This window comes from Castellaniella sp. MT123, from assembly GCF_039614765.1.
Taxonomy (GTDB): Bacteria; Pseudomonadota; Gammaproteobacteria; order Burkholderiales; family Burkholderiaceae_B; genus Castellaniella.
Genome location: NZ_CP154879.1, coordinates 1,644,059 through 1,660,765 on the forward strand (window position 1 = coordinate 1,644,059; position 16,707 = coordinate 1,660,765).

20 protein-coding genes, 2 tRNA genes and 1 pseudogene are annotated in these 16,707 nt (G+C 60.8%); 9 read left to right on the top strand and 14 right to left on the bottom strand.

From position 1 onward, the window contains the following. Positions 1-62: 62 nt before the first annotated feature. The 6 genes and pseudogenes from ABCV34_RS07665 to ABCV34_RS07690 all read right to left on the bottom strand — a co-directional run bounded on the left by ABCV34_RS07665 (position 63) and on the right by ABCV34_RS07690 (position 3,490). On the bottom strand, positions 63-383 hold the full coding sequence (locus ABCV34_RS07665; RefSeq protein ID WP_345798607.1) for a type II toxin-antitoxin system RelE/ParE family toxin: 321 nt from the start codon (positions 381-383) through the stop codon (positions 63-65). Positions 384-387: 4 nt separating this feature from the next. Further along, the gene (locus ABCV34_RS07670) at positions 388-648 is read right to left on the bottom strand and encodes an addiction module antitoxin (protein WP_345798608.1); all 261 of its coding nucleotides are present in this window, start codon (positions 646-648) and stop codon (positions 388-390) included. Positions 649-737: 89 nt separating this feature from the next. Beyond that, a pseudogene (locus ABCV34_RS07675) lies at positions 738-899 on the bottom strand (Arm DNA-binding domain-containing protein); the annotation flags it as partial. Positions 900-1,135: 236 nt separating this feature from the next. Further along, a tRNA-Gly gene (locus ABCV34_RS07680) sits at positions 1,136-1,211 on the bottom strand. A 303-nt stretch (positions 1,212-1,514) separates the two neighbouring features. Further along, positions 1,515-2,264 carry a sulfite exporter TauE/SafE family protein gene (locus ABCV34_RS07685; RefSeq protein ID WP_345798609.1) on the bottom strand — a complete coding sequence of 250 codons (750 nt, stop codon included), beginning with the start codon at positions 2,262-2,264 and terminating at the stop codon, positions 1,515-1,517. Positions 2,265-2,377: 113 nt separating this feature from the next. Beyond that, complete coding sequence (locus ABCV34_RS07690) at positions 2,378-3,490, bottom strand: metallophosphoesterase (RefSeq protein WP_345798610.1); 1,113 nt, start codon at positions 3,488-3,490, stop codon at positions 2,378-2,380. A gap of 218 nt (positions 3,491-3,708) precedes the next feature. Between ABCV34_RS07690 and ABCV34_RS07695 the strand changes: the two genes are divergently transcribed. The 4 genes from ABCV34_RS07695 (at position 3,709) to alkB (ending at position 5,372) form a co-directional block, all read left to right on the top strand. Then, complete coding sequence (locus tag ABCV34_RS07695) at positions 3,709-4,314, top strand: ferric reductase-like transmembrane domain-containing protein (RefSeq protein ID WP_345798611.1); 606 nt, start codon at positions 3,709-3,711, stop codon at positions 4,312-4,314. Between the two features lie 58 nt (positions 4,315-4,372). Beyond that, the gene (locus tag ABCV34_RS07700) at positions 4,373-4,564 is read left to right on the top strand and encodes a hypothetical protein (protein WP_345798612.1); all 192 of its coding nucleotides are present in this window, start codon (positions 4,373-4,375) and stop codon (positions 4,562-4,564) included. Between the two features lie 56 nt (positions 4,565-4,620). After that, positions 4,621-4,694, top strand: a tRNA-Cys gene (locus tag ABCV34_RS07705). A 27-nt stretch (positions 4,695-4,721) separates the two neighbouring features. Further along, a complete protein-coding gene (gene alkB / locus ABCV34_RS07710; protein ID WP_345798613.1) occupies positions 4,722-5,372 on the top strand; it encodes a DNA oxidative demethylase AlkB in 651 nt (216 codons plus the stop codon). A gap of 15 nt (positions 5,373-5,387) precedes the next feature. On the opposite strand, the gene ABCV34_RS07715 is transcribed toward alkB, so the two are convergent. Continuing rightward, entirely contained in the window at positions 5,388-6,851 is a 1,464-nt protein-coding gene (locus ABCV34_RS07715; RefSeq protein ID WP_345798734.1) for a M20 family metallopeptidase, read from the bottom strand. A gap of 111 nt (positions 6,852-6,962) precedes the next feature. Here ABCV34_RS07715 and ABCV34_RS07720 point away from each other — a divergent pair, with 111 nt between their 5' ends. Both ABCV34_RS07720 and ABCV34_RS07725 read left to right on the top strand, forming a co-directional pair. Continuing rightward, positions 6,963-7,190, top strand: a complete 228-nt coding sequence (locus ABCV34_RS07720; RefSeq protein WP_345798614.1) for a hexameric tyrosine-coordinated heme protein — start codon at positions 6,963-6,965, stop codon at positions 7,188-7,190. Beyond that, positions 7,190-7,795: a DUF2946 family protein gene (locus tag ABCV34_RS07725; RefSeq protein WP_345798615.1), complete on the top strand. Its 606-nt coding sequence runs from the start codon at positions 7,190-7,192 to the stop codon at positions 7,793-7,795. Before ABCV34_RS07720 ends, ABCV34_RS07725 begins: the two co-directional genes overlap by 1 nt. An 18-nt stretch (positions 7,796-7,813) precedes the next feature. Here ABCV34_RS07725 and ABCV34_RS07730 read toward each other — a convergent pair whose 3' ends face one another. From ABCV34_RS07730 to ABCV34_RS07755, 6 genes are all read right to left on the bottom strand, one after another. Next, a complete protein-coding gene (locus ABCV34_RS07730; protein ID WP_345798616.1) occupies positions 7,814-9,229 on the bottom strand; it encodes an aspartate ammonia-lyase in 1,416 nt (471 codons plus the stop codon). A 41-nt stretch (positions 9,230-9,270) separates the two neighbouring features. After that, on the bottom strand, positions 9,271-9,999 hold the full coding sequence (locus ABCV34_RS07735; RefSeq protein ID WP_345798617.1) for an amino acid ABC transporter ATP-binding protein: 729 nt from the start codon (positions 9,997-9,999) through the stop codon (positions 9,271-9,273). 87 nt (positions 10,000-10,086) lie between these two features. Then, a complete protein-coding gene (locus tag ABCV34_RS07740) occupies positions 10,087-11,049 on the bottom strand; it encodes an agmatinase (protein ID WP_345798618.1) in 963 nt (320 codons plus the stop codon). 53 nt (positions 11,050-11,102) lie between these two features. Then, the gene (locus ABCV34_RS07745; protein WP_345798619.1) at positions 11,103-11,765 is read right to left on the bottom strand and encodes an amino acid ABC transporter permease; all 663 of its coding nucleotides are present in this window, start codon (positions 11,763-11,765) and stop codon (positions 11,103-11,105) included. Then, the gene (locus ABCV34_RS07750; RefSeq protein ID WP_345798620.1) at positions 11,755-12,435 is read right to left on the bottom strand and encodes an amino acid ABC transporter permease; all 681 of its coding nucleotides are present in this window, start codon (positions 12,433-12,435) and stop codon (positions 11,755-11,757) included. Before ABCV34_RS07750 ends, ABCV34_RS07745 begins: the two co-directional genes overlap by 11 nt. Positions 12,436-12,460: 25 nt before the next feature. Beyond that, the gene (locus ABCV34_RS07755) at positions 12,461-13,318 is read right to left on the bottom strand and encodes a transporter substrate-binding domain-containing protein (RefSeq protein ID WP_345798735.1); all 858 of its coding nucleotides are present in this window, start codon (positions 13,316-13,318) and stop codon (positions 12,461-12,463) included. A gap of 70 nt (positions 13,319-13,388) precedes the next feature. Between ABCV34_RS07755 and ABCV34_RS07760 the strand changes: the two genes are divergently transcribed. Then, positions 13,389-14,285, top strand: coding sequence for a LysR family transcriptional regulator (locus tag ABCV34_RS07760; RefSeq protein ID WP_345798621.1), 897 nt, complete (start codon positions 13,389-13,391; stop codon positions 14,283-14,285). Here ABCV34_RS07760 and ABCV34_RS07765 read toward each other — a convergent pair. Further along, on the bottom strand, positions 14,279-15,268 hold the full coding sequence (locus ABCV34_RS07765) for an asparaginase (RefSeq protein WP_345798622.1): 990 nt from the start codon (positions 15,266-15,268) through the stop codon (positions 14,279-14,281). The genes ABCV34_RS07760 and ABCV34_RS07765 overlap by 7 nt on opposite strands. A gap of 38 nt (positions 15,269-15,306) precedes the next feature. Here ABCV34_RS07765 and ABCV34_RS07770 point away from each other — a divergent pair, with 38 nt between their 5' ends. Together ABCV34_RS07770 and aat are read left to right on the top strand one after the other, a co-directional pair. Further along, the gene (locus tag ABCV34_RS07770) at positions 15,307-15,894 is read left to right on the top strand and encodes an NUDIX hydrolase (protein WP_345798623.1); all 588 of its coding nucleotides are present in this window, start codon (positions 15,307-15,309) and stop codon (positions 15,892-15,894) included. Positions 15,895-15,911: 17 nt separating this feature from the next. Continuing rightward, on the top strand, positions 15,912-16,706 hold the full coding sequence (aat, locus tag ABCV34_RS07775) for a leucyl/phenylalanyl-tRNA--protein transferase (RefSeq protein WP_345798624.1): 795 nt from the start codon (positions 15,912-15,914) through the stop codon (positions 16,704-16,706). Position 16,707 lies beyond the last annotated feature (1 nt).

The window sequence follows — 16,707 nt, forward strand, 5'->3', positions numbered from 1 at the left end:
CCGTGTTGAGGAAGCCATCGATGATGGGCAAGGCATGGTAGTCCTCCCGAGCACAACGATTGTCACAGGCCAAAATCGTCTCTGAATCGGTCAATCTGGTGCATCCGCGTGTGCAAGATCGTCACGATACCGATGTCGTTGCTCGATAGCCGGCGCCAGTAGACAAAGTGTTGTTCGTAGCGAAAGAAATAGCCGTCAATACCGAACTCGGCGGGGATGGGGCGTGATGGCGTCCGGCGACTCTCGATCCCGTCGAAAGCCTCGAACAAGCCGGTGATATAGCGGTCGGCCTGTTGCGTTCCCCAATGGTCCCGTGTGTACCGATAGATCTCGTCGAGCCGGAAAGAGGCTGCCTCCTGAACTCGGATTTGTATCTTCGCCACGCGATCAAGTCCGGTTGCGTGCAATCACGTCGGCCGCTGTTAATGGCAGGTACGAAGACTCCGGGGCTGCGTAAGCATGGGTCAGTTCCGTCTTCAACCGGTCGAATGCTTCCCGCTCGATACGCTCCTTGTCCCGGCGGATCAGGTCGCGTATGTACTCGCTGACGTTTTCGTAGGCACCGTGCTCTCCCACGTTGGCGGCAACGAAGTCGCTGAGGGTGCTGCTGAGACGGACCGTCATGGTCGTGGTGGTTGCTCTAGACATGGCTTGTTCCTGCTGATGGATGTATTCAATATAATTAAAGTTGAATACATCTGCAAGGCGCAAGAAGGTGCTTGGTTCAACTATTGCCTACCCAGTGACATGCATTTCTGCGTGGCCTGCCAATAGTAGCGAAAGTGCCACGACTTGCGGCCCTGCGCCGAGATCGCCAAAGACAAGCCGTCCGAATCGCCAAGCGTGTAAGGGCGGCCGGTGGCTTTTGCCTGCCGTACCGCGAAATCCGTAAGTCCCATGCATCCATCCAGAACAAAAGGCCTGGATTGAAACATCTATGCGGATCGACTGCTTGAAAGCCAGTCCATCAGTCCGCGAGTTCGGCTCAAAAATGGACTCAAAAATGGCCTTAAATCGCGTGGCTGTAGGCGGACGCCAGTAGACGACTCTGGACGAAAAAAAGGCCGAAAAACAAAGTTTCCGGCCTTTTTTCAATCATCTATGGACGTTGGTGGATGTCCATGGACGAAAATCTTGGAGCGGGAAACGAGTCTCGAACTCGCGACCTCAACCTTGGCAAGGTTGCGCTCTACCAACTGAGCTATTCCCGCGTTAGCTAGCAAACTAGCTAAGCCATGCATTGTATGCCGTATTTTTTTGTCCGTCAAATCGACAAGGATTTCAACTGACCTTCAAGGCGTCCCATTTGGTCCGCCCTGCCGATACGGAATCAAGCAGGAGCCGAACTATAAGGCACGAATCAGCGTCATGTCAAATGAAAGTCGCGGCCGATTCAGATCGTATGCCAGGACGCCGGGGGCGAACTTCGAGTCCCGCCACGCCACGGACCGACTGTCCATAAAAGCGAACTTGGGCATGTCATCAGGAGCCATCCTTGCACCCTCCAGGAGATTTCAGCCGTAGGCCCGCACAAAAAACGTGATCGTGATGAAAAGCGTCAGTGTCAGCGTGCCGAAACGGATGATCGGCGCCGGGATCCGCTTGCCCAGCAAGGCCCCCAGATAGCCGCCCAGGCTGGCCGTCAGCAGCATGACAACCGCCGCGCGCCACTGCACGGCGCCAGCGACGATGAAGATGACGACCGCCATGGTGTTGGCCACCGTCACCATCATGACACGCGGACCGGCCATGCGCTTGAGATCATGCGACCCCAGCAGCCCCCAGACGGCGACCATCATGATGCCGACTGCCCCGCCAAAATATCCGCCATAGATTCCCAGCCCGAACTGCAGGATCATCACCACGAACGGGCGGACGCGGCAATGCGCCCGCACCCATTCGCCGCCCTGTCGGCCGAACGCCAGGGCCAGCATGGCCACCAGCAGCAGCCAGGGCAGGACGAAATCGAACGCGCGCGACGAGGTAAACAACAGCAACAACGCCCCGATGCTGCCGCCCAGCAGGGTAACCAGAAAGAGCTTTTTCAGTGGAACATCGCCGACCCCGCCCAGGCTGTCACGATACGCCCAGGCGCTGGCCATGCTGCCCGGATACAGGGCCACCGTGCTGGACGTGTTGGCGAGCACCGGCGGGACGCCGGCGGCAATCAGCGCCGGCAGGCTGACGAACGAGCCGCCGCCCGCCAGGGCATTCATCGCGCCAGCCAGCACGCCCGCGCCGGCCACCAAAATCAGGGGGTCCATCGATACCACTCCTCATGATCGAGGCGCCATCATAATCCGCCTGAATGCTTTTCCCAGACAGGACTTATTTCAGGCACGGGACATGAGCCGCCAGCCCGTACGCCTCGCCGAGATTACTGCGCGCGCAGCACGATCTGTGCGATCTCCGAGGGCTTGCCCAAACGAATTGCCAGCCCGTTCCACAGGCCGGCGCAATGACTGACGTACAGGGTCATGGCCCCCACCTGATACAGCCCGGACACGAAACCGCCATTGGCCCATCGAGTCAGCAGATGCGGTCCCAGGATCTGTCCGCCATGGGTATGGCCGGACAACTGCAATGCCACACCCGACCGTGCATTGGCCACGGCGTTGCCGGGACGATGATCCAGCAAGATGACGGGCACGCCCGACGGCACGCCCTGCAAAGCCAGCTCCCGATCCGGCGCCGGCTGGCCGAACGACACCGCTTGCCGATCGGTCAGTCCGGCCACGGCCAGTGGCGATCCGTCCCGATGGATCAGGACATGGGCGTTTTCCAGCATGGTCAGACCCAGCGCCCGATATGCCTTCATCCAGCTCGCGTAATCCGCGTAGTACTCGTGATTGCCCGGGATCGCCAGCACGCCGTCGCGCGCGCGCAGATCCTTCAGCGGCCGGACGTCGTCCGCCCGCGCCTGGGTCGTGCCGTCGGCAAGATCCCCTGTGAGCACGATCAGATCCGGATCCAGCTGATTGGTTCGTGCGACCACGGCCGCCAGCCAGGACCCCGGGAGCAGCCTGCTGACATGCGTGTCCGTCAGTTGCGCGATGCGATACCCGTCGAAGGCGGCAGGCAGCCCCGGGATCGTGACCATCACCGTCTTCACGGGCGGCACCCGGATCGCCTGCCAGACCCCGATAGCCGACAGCACCAGGGCCAGGCCGCCGATCGACAGCAGCAAGACCTGACCCTGCAGGATCGCCCGGCCGGCGCTTCGCAGCGGCAGCCAGACCAGTACACCGATCACGTCGCGCACCAGCAGCAGCAAAGCCAGCAGCAGGACGACACCAAAGGCCCAGGCCAGAACGATCAGGACGGCCTGAGGCAATTCCGGCGAGGCCAGCGACCCAAAGAAACGGCTGGTGAACTGGTGGTACTGGCTTATCAGCAGCAGGACCACGGCCAGCGCGAGCCGGGTTCCGACCCCCCAGGGCAGAGGCCAGACAAAACGCCACAGCACATACAGCCAGATGACACCAGTCACGAACGGAAGCACGGTTCCCATAATGAAGCCCGAATCGATACCCGACCATGTTACCAAGCCATCGAACACAGGCGCCCGCACCGTGTCCCACCCGCTGGGTCTCCGGCGGACCGCCCGCATGAACCCCGGATGAACACCCACTTCACAAACGGTTCACGCAGCCCGGAACATACTGCCCTCCATCGCCGATCGAGATCGACCCGGCAGGGAGAAGCACAATGAAGATCCGCCATATCCTGATCACCTTCCTGGGCATCCTGACCCTGGCCTGGGCCTGGGACGTCTTCGTCCTGAATCCCATGCCCGGCGATGCCATCTGGGTCGCCCGCAAACAGGGCATCTACCTGACCGGCGTCTGGGCCATGGGCCTGATGTCCCTGACCATGATCCTGGCCACCCGCCCGGTCTGGCTGGAACCCGTCCTGGGCGGCATGGACCGCATCTACCACCTGCACAAGTGGGCCGGCATCCTGGCGGTCAGCGCGGGAATCACGCACTGGCTGCTGGAACTCGGCGGCGACACCCTGCGCAGCCTGATCGGCCGCGCCGTCAACAAGCCTCCCCGTGTGGCCGTGCTGGACATCCTGCAATCCAGCCGCGGACTGGCCGAAGACGTCGGCGAGTGGGCGATCTACGCGCTCATCGCCACTCTGCTCATCACCCTGTGGAAGGCCTTCCCCTATAAATCCTGGCGGATCCTGCACCGCGTCATGCCTGTCCTGTATCTGGCCCTGGTGTTCCACAGCGTCGCACTGACCCCGGCGGCCTGGCCCTGGTGCTGTCGGCTATCGGGGTCTGGCAGGCGATCCGGGTGCCGCCCGTGACCCCTTCATCGCCCGGCTGCGCACCCTGTGCGCCCCGCTGCCGGGCATCACCCTGCACGTGCACGACGCCAGCGCCGGGCAACGCCTGGACGCCGAGATCCTGCGACGGGAAAGCGGGGTTCAGGTCGGGGAAGCCATGGACGTCTGGTTCTGCGGCCCGGCCGGCCTGGCCCGGCAGCTGGAATCGGGCCTGCAGTCCCTGGGACTGAAGGACGTGCCAGTGCATCGGGAAGCGTTCGAAATGCGATAAAAAATTTATCGTATAATGCTGGACTTGGCCGGGTGATTCCGGCCATTGACATCACAGGCGCAATGACAGAGTGGTTATGTAGCGGACTGCAAATCCGTCAACGTCGGTTCGATTCCGGCTTGCGCCTCCAGATTGGAAAAGGGCCTCAGAGGCCCCGATGACCACGCTCGATCTGTTTGACGATGCGATGCCTGGCGAACGCCAGCGCATGGGCACGAATGCCCTCGTACTGCGCGGTTTTGCACTGCCCTGCGTGGATGCGCTGCTGTGTGCCATCGACGACATCGATACGCGTTCCCCTTTTCGCCATATGCTCACGCCAGGGGGCCTGACCATGTCGGTGGCCCTGACCAATTGTGGCACGCTCGGCTGGACGAGCGACCGGCACGGCTACCGCTACAGCCGGGTCGACCCCGGACACGGCCAGCCCTGGCCAGCCATGCCTGCCGTGTTCAGCCAACTGGCGCGCGAGGCAGCCGCAGCCGCCGGGTTCTCAGGTTTCGAACCGGATGCCTGCCTGATCAACCGCTATCTAACCGGCTCACGGCTGTCGCTGCACCAGGACAAGAACGAACGCGACTTCAGTGCGCCGGTCGTTTCCGTCTCGCTGGGCATGAGCGCCGTGTTTCTCTTTGGCGGACTGGCGCGCACGGACAAGGCCTTCCGGGTGCCGCTGCATCATGGGGACGTCGCCGTCTGGGGCGGCAAAGACCGCTTGCGATACCACGGCATCCTGCCGCTGGCAGGCCCGCCGCATGAACGGCTGGGCAGCCGGCGCATCAACGTCACGTTTCGCAAGGCCGGATAACCACGCCGGCCAATGTCAGGCCGGCATCGCCGCCAGCGTCTGCGCCACCGACGCCGTCAATCGCTTGGCGTAAGCAATGTGCAGGAATTCGTTGGGACCATGGGCATTGGATTGGGGCCCCAGCACCCCGCACACCATGAACTGCGCATCGGGAAACCCCTGCAGCAGCAGATTCATCAGCGGGATGGTGCCCCCTTGCCCGATATAGCCGCAGGCTGCGCCGAAATACTGCCGCGATGCGGCGTCCAGGGCTGCCAGCAGCCAAGGAGCGGATCGGGGCGCGTTCCAGCCGCTGGCTACCCCGGGATCCGGCTGGAACAGCACGCGGGCCTGATAAGGAGCGTCCTGTTCCAGCAGCGATTTCAGCGCCTGAGCCGCCGTCGCGCCGTCCACCAGAGGCGGAAGCCGCAGAGACAGCTTGAAGGCTGTGCGTGGCCGCAGGACGTTGCCGGCGCTGGCCAGGGGCGGCAACCCCTCGGCCCCGGTGACTGACAAGGCCGGCCGCCAGGTACGGTTCAGCAAGACCTGCTGAGGATCGCGCACCATCGGCAGGACGAAGCCGCCATCCTGACCGCAGGCCCAGGGAAAACGCTTCCAGACTTCGTCGCCCAGGGCGTGTGCTGCTTCGCGTACCTGCTCGAGGCGCTCCGCCGGCACGTCGCAATGAAAGATGTCCGGCAGCACGCGCCCCGAGCCGCTGTCCTCCAGACGGTCCAGCAGATGACGCAGAATCCGGAAACTGGACGGCACCACGCCGCTGGAGTCCCCGGAATGCACGCCCTCGTCCAGAACCTGGACTTCCAACGTGCCCGTGACCAGCCCGCGCAGCGAATTCGTCATCCAGAGCTGATCGTAATTGCCCGCCCCCGAATCCAGACACACCACCAGCGCCACGCGCCCCAGGCGATCCCGCAAGGCATCGACATAGGGCAGCAGGTCATAGCTGCCGGATTCTTCGCAGGTCTCGATCAGCCCCACGCAGCGCGGGCGCGGCACGCCCTGGCGGTCCAGCGCCTCGATGGCCGTCAGGGACGCATACACGGCATAGCCGTCATCGGCGCCCCCTCGGCCATAGAGCTTGCCATCCTGGATCACCGGTTGCCAGGGACCAAGGCCCGCGCGCCAGCCGGAAAACTCGGGCTGCTTGTCCAGATGGCCGTACATCAGCACGGCATCGCCGCCATCGGCCCGGGTGGCCGGCGCCTCGAAAAACAGCACCGGTGTGCGGCCCGGCAGGCGCAGGATCTCGACCTTCAGTCCAGCCACCGGGCGGGATTCCAGCCACTGCGCCGCATCGCGCACCACCTGATCGATATGGCCGTGTTGCACCCAGTCGGAATCGAACGCCGGACTTTTAGCCGGGATCGCGATGTATCGTTCCAGGGCGGGGATGATTTCCCGGTCCCACTGATCCTCGACGAAACCCCACAAGGCATGGGGATCAGGACTGACGGACGGGGTTTCATCGGTCAACGGCACATTCACGGCAACTCCTCGATCGGTTTCACGAGTCGATTCTACTGCTGGGGATGCGGCCCGACCGTTTTCATGCCATCCTTGCGGAACAACCCCTTGACCGGAGGACATCCCATGGCAGACACCTGGCTCACCACACTCATCACCGCGACGCCTCAGGAAGGCTTCGAGCTGGCCATCAAGCTGGCCCGCATGGGCGTCAAATACACGCAACCCTCCGCCGAGGTTCGCGACAAGCTGCGGCCCATCTACGGCGAGGATGCCAACGCGCTGATCGCCTCGTCCCAGGTGGTCGCGACCAATTTCCAGACCATCGCTGCCGCCAACAGCTACTGGAAGTAATGGACGATCAGGTTCTGGCGGCCATGGCCCGCTGGCCCAACGTGCCGGCGGTGCATGGCTGGCTGTCGCTGTCGGCGCGCGGGCAATGGCGCCTGCATCCCCACGGGCAAGGCTGGGGGGCCGCCCCCGAGGAGCCCGGCGAAGCCATCACCAACCCACAAATTCTGGCTTTCATCGGCCGCAATTATCTGCCCGACGGCGACGGTCGCTGGTTCTTCCAGAACGGCCCGCAGCGTGTCTACGTGCGCCTGGATGGCGCCCCGTGGATCCTGCGTACTGAACCGGATACCGACGGGCGGTCGCACCTGCTGACCCACACCGATCAACCCTACGGTCCGGTCACGCACTGGTGGCTGGATGCGGAAGGCCGCCTGTATACCCAATCCGCTTGCGGCGCCGGCCTAGTGACGGACCGGGATCTGGCCCAGATGGTCGACATGCTGCGCACGCCGGACGGTCAACCGCTGAGCGCCTGGCTCGAGCAGGCCGATCTGGCGAAAGCCGGCACCATCACGCATCTGACCGGCGGCACCACCAGAGCCCCCTTCAGCCTGCTGGGCACCGATGCGGTTGAAGCCACACTCGGATTCATCCGCAGGCCGTGAACGGCCCCAAACAGTACCCTACTGAAATCGAACCGAATACGTAAGTGTCCGCAGATCCAGTGCCCGCTCGATCGTCTCATGGGACAAGTCCGGCTGCTGTGCGAGCACCTCCTTCAAGGTCTTACCCGAAACCAGCGCCTCCTTGGCGAGTACGGCAGCGCGTCCATACCCGATGACCGGGGTCAACGCCGTTGCCCCCGCCATGCTAGATTCCAAATGCCCCTTGCAGACCTGAATATTGGCGGAGATGCCGGAAACGCACTTGGAGCTGAGCGTGGAAATCGCACTCGTGAGTAATCGCATCGACTGGAGAATATTGAACACGATGACAGGTTCCATTGCATTGAGCTGCAACTGCCCACTCTCCGCCGCAAGGGTCACGGTAAGATCATTGCCGATCACCTGGAATGCCACCTGATTCACCACCTCGGGGATCACAGGATTGACCTTACCCGGCATGATCGACGAGCCGGCCTGCATCGGCGGCAGATCAATCTCACCTAATCCGCCCCTCGGACCGCTGGACAGCAGCCGCAAGTCATTGCAGATCTTGGATAGCCTCACGGCAAACCGCTTCAACGCGCCGGATACCGTGACGAATGCGTCCGTATCCCAGCATGCCTCAACAAGATTATCGGCCGGTACGAAAGATATCCCGGTCACCTTGCGCAGTTCTTCAATAACCGCCTCTTGATAGTCTCTTGTGGCATTGATACCCGTCCCGATCGCGGTGCCGCCCAAGCAGACCTTGAAACAGGCGGACGCGACATCGCCTAGAGACAAGACGCTTTCCCGGATAGCCACCGAAAAAGCCATGAATTCCTGGCCCAGTGTCATCGGCACAGCATCCTGCAGCTGCGTTCGACCCAGCTTGATCACGTCGGCAAACCGCTCCGACCTTTCTTCAAACGCATCGGCGAGTTCCGCCATCGCGCGCGTGAGTTGCGGTACAGTCAACAAAATTGCCAGGCGTATCGCGGTCGGATACACATCATTGGTCGACTGCGACAGGTTGACATCGTTGTTCGGATGAAGCCGGTCATACTGTCCACGGGGTAGCCCCATGATCTCCAGACCGCGGTTCGCAATCACCTCATTGATGTTCATATTGGCCGAAGTGCCCGCGCCGCCCTGATAGACATCGATCGGAAATTCGCTCAGATGCTGGCCCGACAGGATCTCCCAGCACACCTTGTCGATGGCCGCAGCCTTGTTCTGATCCAGAATGCCCAGACGGGCATTCGCACGAGCGGCTGCCAGTTTCACATAGGCCAGGGCCTGAAGGAAGGCTGGAAACTGATTGATCTGGACATCGGATATCTGGAAATTCAAGACTGCTCGGGTCGTCTCGGCCCCATAGTATGCGCCCGCCGGAATGGCGACCACCCCCATCGAACTATCCTCGAGACGATCCTCCGCGGAAGGATTCTGCATGACGTTCCTGGTGGATACTGGTTCTGAGGCCATCGCTGGTCTCAATGATTGAGGATCTTGGACAGGAAGCATTTCGCGCGTTCGGAGGAGTTTCCCGAAAAAAAATCTGTGGATGGTGTGTCGTCGATGATTTCACCGCTTTCCATGAAGATCACACGATCGGATACCTTCCTCGCAAACCCCATTTCGTGGGTGACGACCATCATCGTCATACCCTCTTGCGCCAGCTCCGTCATGACTTCCAGCACCTCGCTGATCATTTCCGGATCGAGAGCCGATGTCGGTTCATCAAACAACATGATGTGCGGGTCCATGCACAAGGACCGCGCAATCGCTACCCGCTGCTTTTGCCCGCCGGACAATTCCGACGGGTATTTGTCGGCGTGATCCGACAGGCCCACACGCTTGAGCAACGCATAACCTTTGTCTTCTGCTTCCCGCTTCGATCGCCTCAATACCTTGGTTTGAGCAATCGTCAGATTCCTGATGATGCTCAGGTGCGGGAAAAGCTCGAAATGTTGAAACACCATGCCCACGCGGGAGCGCAGCTTCGCCAGATCCGTCCTGGGATTCTTGATCGATACCCCTTCGACACGTATATCACCTTCCTGGATCGTTTCCAGACCGTTGACTGTCTTGATGAAGGTTGACTTCCCGGATCCGGAAGGCCCGCACACCACGACAATGTCACCCTTGTTGATTTTCGCAGAACAGTTCTTGAGGGCATGGTAATCACCATACCACTTGTTGATTCCGGCAATCTCGATCATTGATGTCTCCATACCCATCTTCCTGAAAAGCAGATGGAAAATTGCTTCTGGCCAAAGGTCTTTCGTCAGCCGAAAGCCTTGCTCATGTTATTTATGATCAAAATACCCGGCTCGAATCGTCGAGCCGATCAGGTTGACGATGAACCTGCCCGCAGTAACGCACGTCAGCTGGCAGGCCAAGTCCTTTCCCGGCTGGATTTCGACGATGTCCATCCCAACCACACGACCTTTCTTCACAAGGCCATGAATGAGCTGACGCGCCTGAACATAGGTCACACCGCCGGGTGCGGGCCCCGCGACCGCGGGCATGATGCTCGGGTCGATACCGTCCGCGTCGATACTCAGGTAGTAGTTACCACCATCCGGGATACGATCCAGAATGGCCTTCATGCCGACCTCGTGCAGTTCGTAGGCACTCACGATCTGCGCCCCATAGGCTTTGGCCGCCTCGTACTCTTCGGTCCGTGCGCTGCCCTGTGCTCTCAGGCCAATCTGCACGATGTCCTTCACATGCGCCATCTCGGAGGCCCGGCGAATCGGGCTCGACAGACCTTCCTTGATCCCGTCGACCTCATCACGCCAATCCAGATGCGCATCGACATGCACCAGCGTAATGGGCGCCAGGCTGTCGAATGCCCGCAGGATCGGCGTCGTGATTCCGTGGTCCCCTCCCAGGACGATTGGCAGCGCCCCGGCTTTTAGAATCTGACGCACCGCCAACTCCGCCTTGCGATAATGGTCGCCTGGCTTGCCAAGGTCGGGCAGCACGTCTCCGCAGTCGACGAACCGAATGTCTTCGCGTCCCTGAAGCAAGGGTCCGTCAATATCAAAATCGTAATGATCGGGTTCACGAACGATGCGGTCACTGATGTCACGCATCGTCTGCGGCGTATGGCTTTGATCATTAGTGAATGATCGGGGGCTGTAAGCTGCGCCAAATGGCATACCCAGTATGGCAATGTCGGCCTCAAGGTTTTCCAGGTCGCGAGCAGGCTCGGAATACAGGAGCGTCTTGTGCGCGGCACGAGGGGGTACGGTCAGTTGTTCCATGGTGGTTCCTCGGGATTAATCCGTTCAATGGTCAAGTTCAGTTGATTGGGTATTCATTTCATGCTCCATTTCTCGACATGGCGCTCAAGATGATTACCGGTGACGTCGAGCACGAGACTGCAGAGCCAATACAGGAGCGCAGCCATGCCGAACACCTCGACATAAGCAAAAGTGGTGGATGACAGGAGATTGCTCTGGTAGGTCAATTCTTTCAGCGCCACCACCGAGAGAATGGATGTTTCCTTGAACATCATGATCACCAGGCTGGTGGTGGGCGGCAATAAAAATGACAGCAATTGCGGAATGACGATGTGCCACTGCACCGCCAGCGGACGCATCCCAAGCGAGACGGAAGCTTGCGTCTGTCCCTTCGGAACGCTGTGCAGGGCGGCCCGCATCACTTCACAAAAGTACCCCCCGGTATAAAACGCTACCGTGATCAGCCCAACGTGAAGATCCGACATCACGACGCCGATCTTTGGCAAGCCGAAATAGGACAGGTACACGATAATCAGAAATGGGATGTTCCTGACGACCTCCACATACGACTTGGAAAAAAGCCTGAGAAACGAAACCCGGCTTTCAGCCGCATAGGCCAGCAGCGCGCCGATGAAAATCCCCGTGGGTATCCCGATCACGCTGACCAGGGCCGTGATTTTCAAGCCGCTGAGCAGAATCGGCAGCGATTCGCGAATGGCATCGAGATCAACGAGCATTTGGCAACACCCTTGCAATCCGTCGCTCCACCAGACGCGAAATGGAAGATGCACAAAAGAGAATGATGAAATACACGGCAGCTGTCGCAATGAATACCTGCAAAGGAAGGTTGCTTTGCAAGTTCGCATCCCGTGCCAACGCGGACAACTCAGCCACTGAAATGATCGACAGCAAAGACGATGCTTTCAGCAGGATCGTGAACTCGTTGGTCAGCGGTGGAAGCGACCGGTGGAAAACCTGGGGCAACAGGATGTACAGCCAGGTCACCCCTTGCTTCATCCCCAGGGCGCTGGCGGCGGCACCTTGCCCACGTGGAATCGTGGTCAGAGCTCCACGCAGGATCTCGCTGATGTAAGCCGCCGTGTTGCATGACATGGCCAAGATGCCGGCCTCAATCGGGCTGAGCTCCAGGCCCAGCACCGAAGGAATCACGTAATACGCAATCAGCAGCTGGATCAGCAAAGGAGTGCCCCGCATGACGCTGACGTACAGCCGCGCCAGCATCCTGACGGGGGTCGCGGCCTTGACCCGCGCAAGCAGCAAGAGGGTGCCTAGGAGCAATCCGATGCAGAACGCCACGACACTCGCGAGAATCGTCGCCCCGGATGCCCGCAGGACCCCTGTGTAAAACGGATCGAGCGCCCCATGGACTGTCAGAAGGTCGATCATCGAACGACTCCTTCAGAAGAAAGGGCTAAAGAGCACCTGCAGGCAGGTAATCTTTGGTCGGCAGATCCATAGTCTGGCCAAACCATTTCTCCTGCAGCTTGGCAAGAGTGCCGTTGGCTCGCATCTCGTTCAGCGTGTCATTAATGAACGCGCGAATCTCCGGATCCTTAGGGTTGGTCACCCAGGCCAGCAAGCGGCGCTCACCCACCTCGCCCACGATACGGTAGGCATCCGGCTTTTGCTTCATTTCAAGCGTCAACACATTTGAGGGCAGGACGCCCACGTCGATCGTCCCGTTCAGCAAGGCCACGGAGACGTCTGGATAGGACTGAAAAAGCTTCAGATCCGCGTAACCTTTTTTCCCTTCCTTCTTCAGCTCCTTGTTGTAGTCCTCGATGGCAGGCTGGGCCAGGGACCCCATTTGCGTTCCGACGATCTTGCCGACGATATCGCTGTCATTCTTGATGGCGCCATTGTCTTTTTTGACGACCAGTACGGAGCGCACCTCACCGACAGGCTCGGTGAATGCCACTTTTGCGGCACGTGCCTTCGTGATGCCGACGCTAGTCGCCACAAAGTCGAATTTTCTGGCCAAGACTCCGGGTAAAAGGCCTTGAAACGGCTGGTTGAGCTGGTTCAACTTGACACCTAGCTTCTTCACCATATAGTCAAGGATATCCTTGCCGTAACCGACGATCTTGTCGTTTTGGACAAACTCGTAGGGTTCATAAGCCGCCTCGGTACCAACCGTCAGCTGGCCGCGGGCCTTGATATCGGCAATCGTTCCTCCTGCTGCCGCATACGCGACTCCACAGGAAAACACGCTCGCCGCGAGTGCAAGCCCGGTCAGGGCCTTTTTGCCGAAGGCATTCATTTGTCTCATCCTTGTTGTCATGTAAGGTGCGGATAGGCTATCGTGCATATCGTCTCCAAGAAAGCGATTTTTTCAGGACATGGTATTGGAAAACAAGACCTTTCCCGGAAGCGACCATCATAGGCCCCTGACCGAACGCGACCTCAAGTCCCTGCGTGTTTTCTGCGCAGCAGTTCAGGCCAGCGGCTTTACTGCCGCCGGGGACACGCTGCATATATCGAAGGCTTCAGTCAGTCGACACATCCGGGAAGTGGAAGATCGGCTCGGGGTAAAATTGTGCGAACGCGGACCAGGTGGCTTCAAGCTGACGTCCGCAGGGGCCGTTGCGCTCGATGTGACGACACGCGCCCTACGGGCACTGGACCGGATCCAGCCTGACATCGATGCGGTCAGGGGTGTGCTGAGCGGGCCGTTGACGATCGGCCTGGTCGAGCACATCCTAATCGATCCGGCTTGTACCCTACCTGCCGCACTCAATGAGCTGAGTCAGCGGGCGCCGAAGGTGCATCCGGAAATCATCGTCATGACGCACTCCCAGTTGAATCAGGCGCTGCGCGAACGGCGTGTGCAGATCGCAATACGAGGGCAATACCAGAAGGATCGGACTTTCAACTACCAACCCTTGTTCGAGGAATATCACAGACTCTACGTCGCCCGGCACGTGACACCCGAAGCGGCAAGGAAACTACCCCTGGTCTACCGATCTCATCCCTTCGTCGACAAGATCATGGCTACGGGAAAATTCAGACGTGGGCCAGACGCCGGCGGGCTCGAAGCCATCGCAACATTCATCGCTACAGGCAACTTCGTTGGCCTGCTGACGGAGCATTACGCCGACCTGATCAACGTACGCCATCCCCTCAGGCAACTGGATGGCAGCCCCGAATTCCGCAACCGGATTTGTGCGATTACTGAAGCTTCCCGGCCACTGCCGGCCAGCGCTGAGCTATTCCTGGAAATCCTGCGATCTCAATAGCGGTCGAAATAGTCCTGGATCCGGGTGCGATCGGTCGTTTGGGTCAGAGCCAGCATCAGCAGGATCCGGGCCTTTTGCGGATTGAGTGAGTTGCTGGCGATCAGACCGTGCGGCTCGTCGTGCTGGCTGCGCGTCACGATTCCGGTGGGGACCCGGCTGCTACGCACGCAGACGATGCCTTTACCCACCGCACGCGACAAGCCTTCTTCGGCATTCGGCGACAGGCTGCCATTGCCGCACGCTGCCACCACGATCCCCCCCACTCCGGCCTTGATCGAGGCCAGATAATGGTGCATTCCCGCGCTCTGGTGGTCGTAGACGATATCCACGGAAGGAAGGACACCCAGATCGTCCAGGCTGAAATCTGTCTTCTCGGTATGGACACAGGCCGGCGCCTGAAACAGGTGCACGCGACCCTGGCAGATCGCCCCCAGACTGCCCTGGTCCGGCGCATCGAAAGCCTCGACCCGAGTCGTATTCATCTTGGTGACGAACCGCGCGGCGAAGAAGCGGTCATTGAGCATGACCAGGACACCCAGGCCTCTGGCCTCCCGGCTGGCGGCCAGCAGAATGGCGTTATAGAGATTCAGTGCGCCATCCGCACTGATGGCCGATCCCGGGCGCATGGACCCTACGAACACCACAGGCTTGCGGCTCTTCAGCACCAGGTTCAGGAAGTAGGCGGATTCTTCCAGCGTATCCGTGCCGTGCGTGATCACCACCCCATCGACTTTCGGGTCGTCCAGCAGGTCCTGGACCTGAGTCGCCAGCCGAACCAGCATCCCGTTGGTGATTTCCCGGCTGTCCACGTTGAATACCTGCTGGTAACCGAGGCGGGCGACCTGCTCGATGCCGGGGATGCCCGCGAGCAGGGCGTCCACATTTTCGGTCACGGAATAATCGGACAGGGTTGTGGCGTCGGACGCGGTGGACGCAATCGTTCCACCGGTTCCAAGCAAGACGAGGCGAGGCAATCGTTTCATGCGCTCAGATTCTACCCGACTCAAAGTAAAATCAAGACATGAACCCGTCCGATCCTGCCTTCTACCATCCAGCCCCGCGCACCCAGCAGTTCTGCTCACAATGCGGCCATGCCCTCACGCGGGAAATCCCGCCCGACGATACCCGCATCCGCGATTTGTGCACACATTGCGGCGCGGTGCACTACCAGAATCCCCGCAATGTCGTGGGCGTGGTGCCGATCCTGGGCGACCAGGTGCTGCTGTGCCGGCGCGCGATCGAACCACGCCACGGCAAATGGACGCTGCCGGCCGGATTCATGGAACTGGGCGAGACCTCCGAACAGGGTGCGGCGCGCGAGAACCAGGAAGAATCCGGGGCGCGAATCCGCATCCAGTCGCTGCTGACGGTGATCGACGTGCCCTCTGTCAACCAGGTCCACCTGTACTACCTGGCCGAGGCCCTGGGGCCGCACCTGGCGCCGGGCCCGGAAACCCTGGAAGCCGCATTTTTCGATCTGGACGAGATCCCCTGGGGCGAACTGGCCTTCCGCACCGTCAGCACCACCCTGGAACACTACCTGCAAGACCGCCGCCAGGGCGTGTTTCCCACCCACCACTACGCGATCGATCTGCGGTTTCCCGATTAGTGTGAACAGGCCCTAACATGCCGATCGTCTGGGTCGAAACCGACACGCCGCTGCCCGACGCCGGTCAGGCGCTGCCGGGCGGCCTGGTCGCCGCCGGCATGGACCTGTCCCCCGCACGGCTGCACGAAGCCTATTCCAAAGGCCTGTTCCCCTGGTACAGCCCCGGCGACCCGGTCCTGTGGTGGAGCCCGGACCCCCGCATGGTGCTGCGCTGCGAGGATCTGCGCATCAGCCGGTCGCTGGCCAAACGCATCCGTCAGTTCGGGCGTGAACCAGTCGCCATCGGCGGGCTATGTGTCACCTTGAACAGGGCATTCCCTCAGGTCATCGCCCACTGCGCCGACCGGGGCACCCCCAGGATTTCCGTGGGTGCTGCACGATCCGGACAGCACTGGGCCGCCCCGGAATCCGCCGAGGGGCGCGACAGCACGTGGATCACGCCCGACATCATCCAGGTCTACACGGACTGGCATGCGCAGGGTCATGTACACAGTGTGGAAACCTGGATCGACGGCCGGTTGGCGGGTGGTCTGTACGGCGTCAGCCTGGGCCGCTGCTTTTTCGGCGAATCGATGTTCAGCCTGGCGGCGGACACCAGCAAGATCGCCCTGGCCTATCTGGTGCGTTACCTGCAGGCCCAGGGCGTTCCCTGGATCGACTGCCAGCAGGAAACCCCGCATCTGGCCAGCCTGGGTGCCCGCCCGATACCGCGCGGGCAATTTATGGCGTTGCTGGCGGCCGGGCGCAATGCCGGGGGCCCGCACTGGGGATGCGGCCGTCTGATGGCGGACGGCCAGCTCAGGCATTTCTGAT

Coding starts and splice junctions, on each gene's coding strand:
- ABCV34_RS07725 (WP_345798615.1), top strand. CDS start 7,190: ATGGACGATCAGGTTCTGGCGGCCATGGCCCGCTGGCCCAACGTGCCG.
- ABCV34_RS07695 (WP_345798611.1), top strand. CDS start 3,709: ATGAAGATCCGCCATATCCTGATCACCTTCCTGGGCATCCTGACCCTG.
- aat (WP_345798624.1), top strand. CDS start 15,912: ATGCCGATCGTCTGGGTCGAAACCGACACGCCGCTGCCCGACGCCGGT.
- ABCV34_RS07770 (WP_345798623.1), top strand. CDS start 15,307: ATGAACCCGTCCGATCCTGCCTTCTACCATCCAGCCCCGCGCACCCAG.
- alkB (WP_345798613.1), top strand. CDS start 4,722: ATGACCACGCTCGATCTGTTTGACGATGCGATGCCTGGCGAACGCCAG.
- ABCV34_RS07745 (WP_345798619.1), bottom strand. CDS start 11,765: ATGCTCGTTGATCTCGATGCCATTCGCGAATCGCTGCCGATTCTGCTC.
- ABCV34_RS07720 (WP_345798614.1), top strand. CDS start 6,963: ATGGCAGACACCTGGCTCACCACACTCATCACCGCGACGCCTCAGGAA.
- ABCV34_RS07670 (WP_345798608.1), bottom strand. CDS start 648: ATGTCTAGAGCAACCACCACGACCATGACGGTCCGTCTCAGCAGCACC.
- ABCV34_RS07685 (WP_345798609.1), bottom strand. CDS start 2,264: ATGGACCCCCTGATTTTGGTGGCCGGCGCGGGCGTGCTGGCTGGCGCG.
- ABCV34_RS07760 (WP_345798621.1), top strand. CDS start 13,389: ATGGTATTGGAAAACAAGACCTTTCCCGGAAGCGACCATCATAGGCCC.
- ABCV34_RS07730 (WP_345798616.1), bottom strand. CDS start 9,229: ATGCAGAATCCTTCCGCGGAGGATCGTCTCGAGGATAGTTCGATGGGG.
- ABCV34_RS07765 (WP_345798622.1), bottom strand. CDS start 15,268: ATGAAACGATTGCCTCGCCTCGTCTTGCTTGGAACCGGTGGAACGATT.
- ABCV34_RS07755 (WP_345798735.1), bottom strand. CDS start 13,318: ATGAGACAAATGAATGCCTTCGGCAAAAAGGCCCTGACCGGGCTTGCA.
- ABCV34_RS07750 (WP_345798620.1), bottom strand. CDS start 12,435: ATGATCGACCTTCTGACAGTCCATGGGGCGCTCGATCCGTTTTACACA.
- ABCV34_RS07735 (WP_345798617.1), bottom strand. CDS start 9,999: ATGATCGAGATTGCCGGAATCAACAAGTGGTATGGTGATTACCATGCC.
- ABCV34_RS07740 (WP_345798618.1), bottom strand. CDS start 11,049: ATGGAACAACTGACCGTACCCCCTCGTGCCGCGCACAAGACGCTCCTG.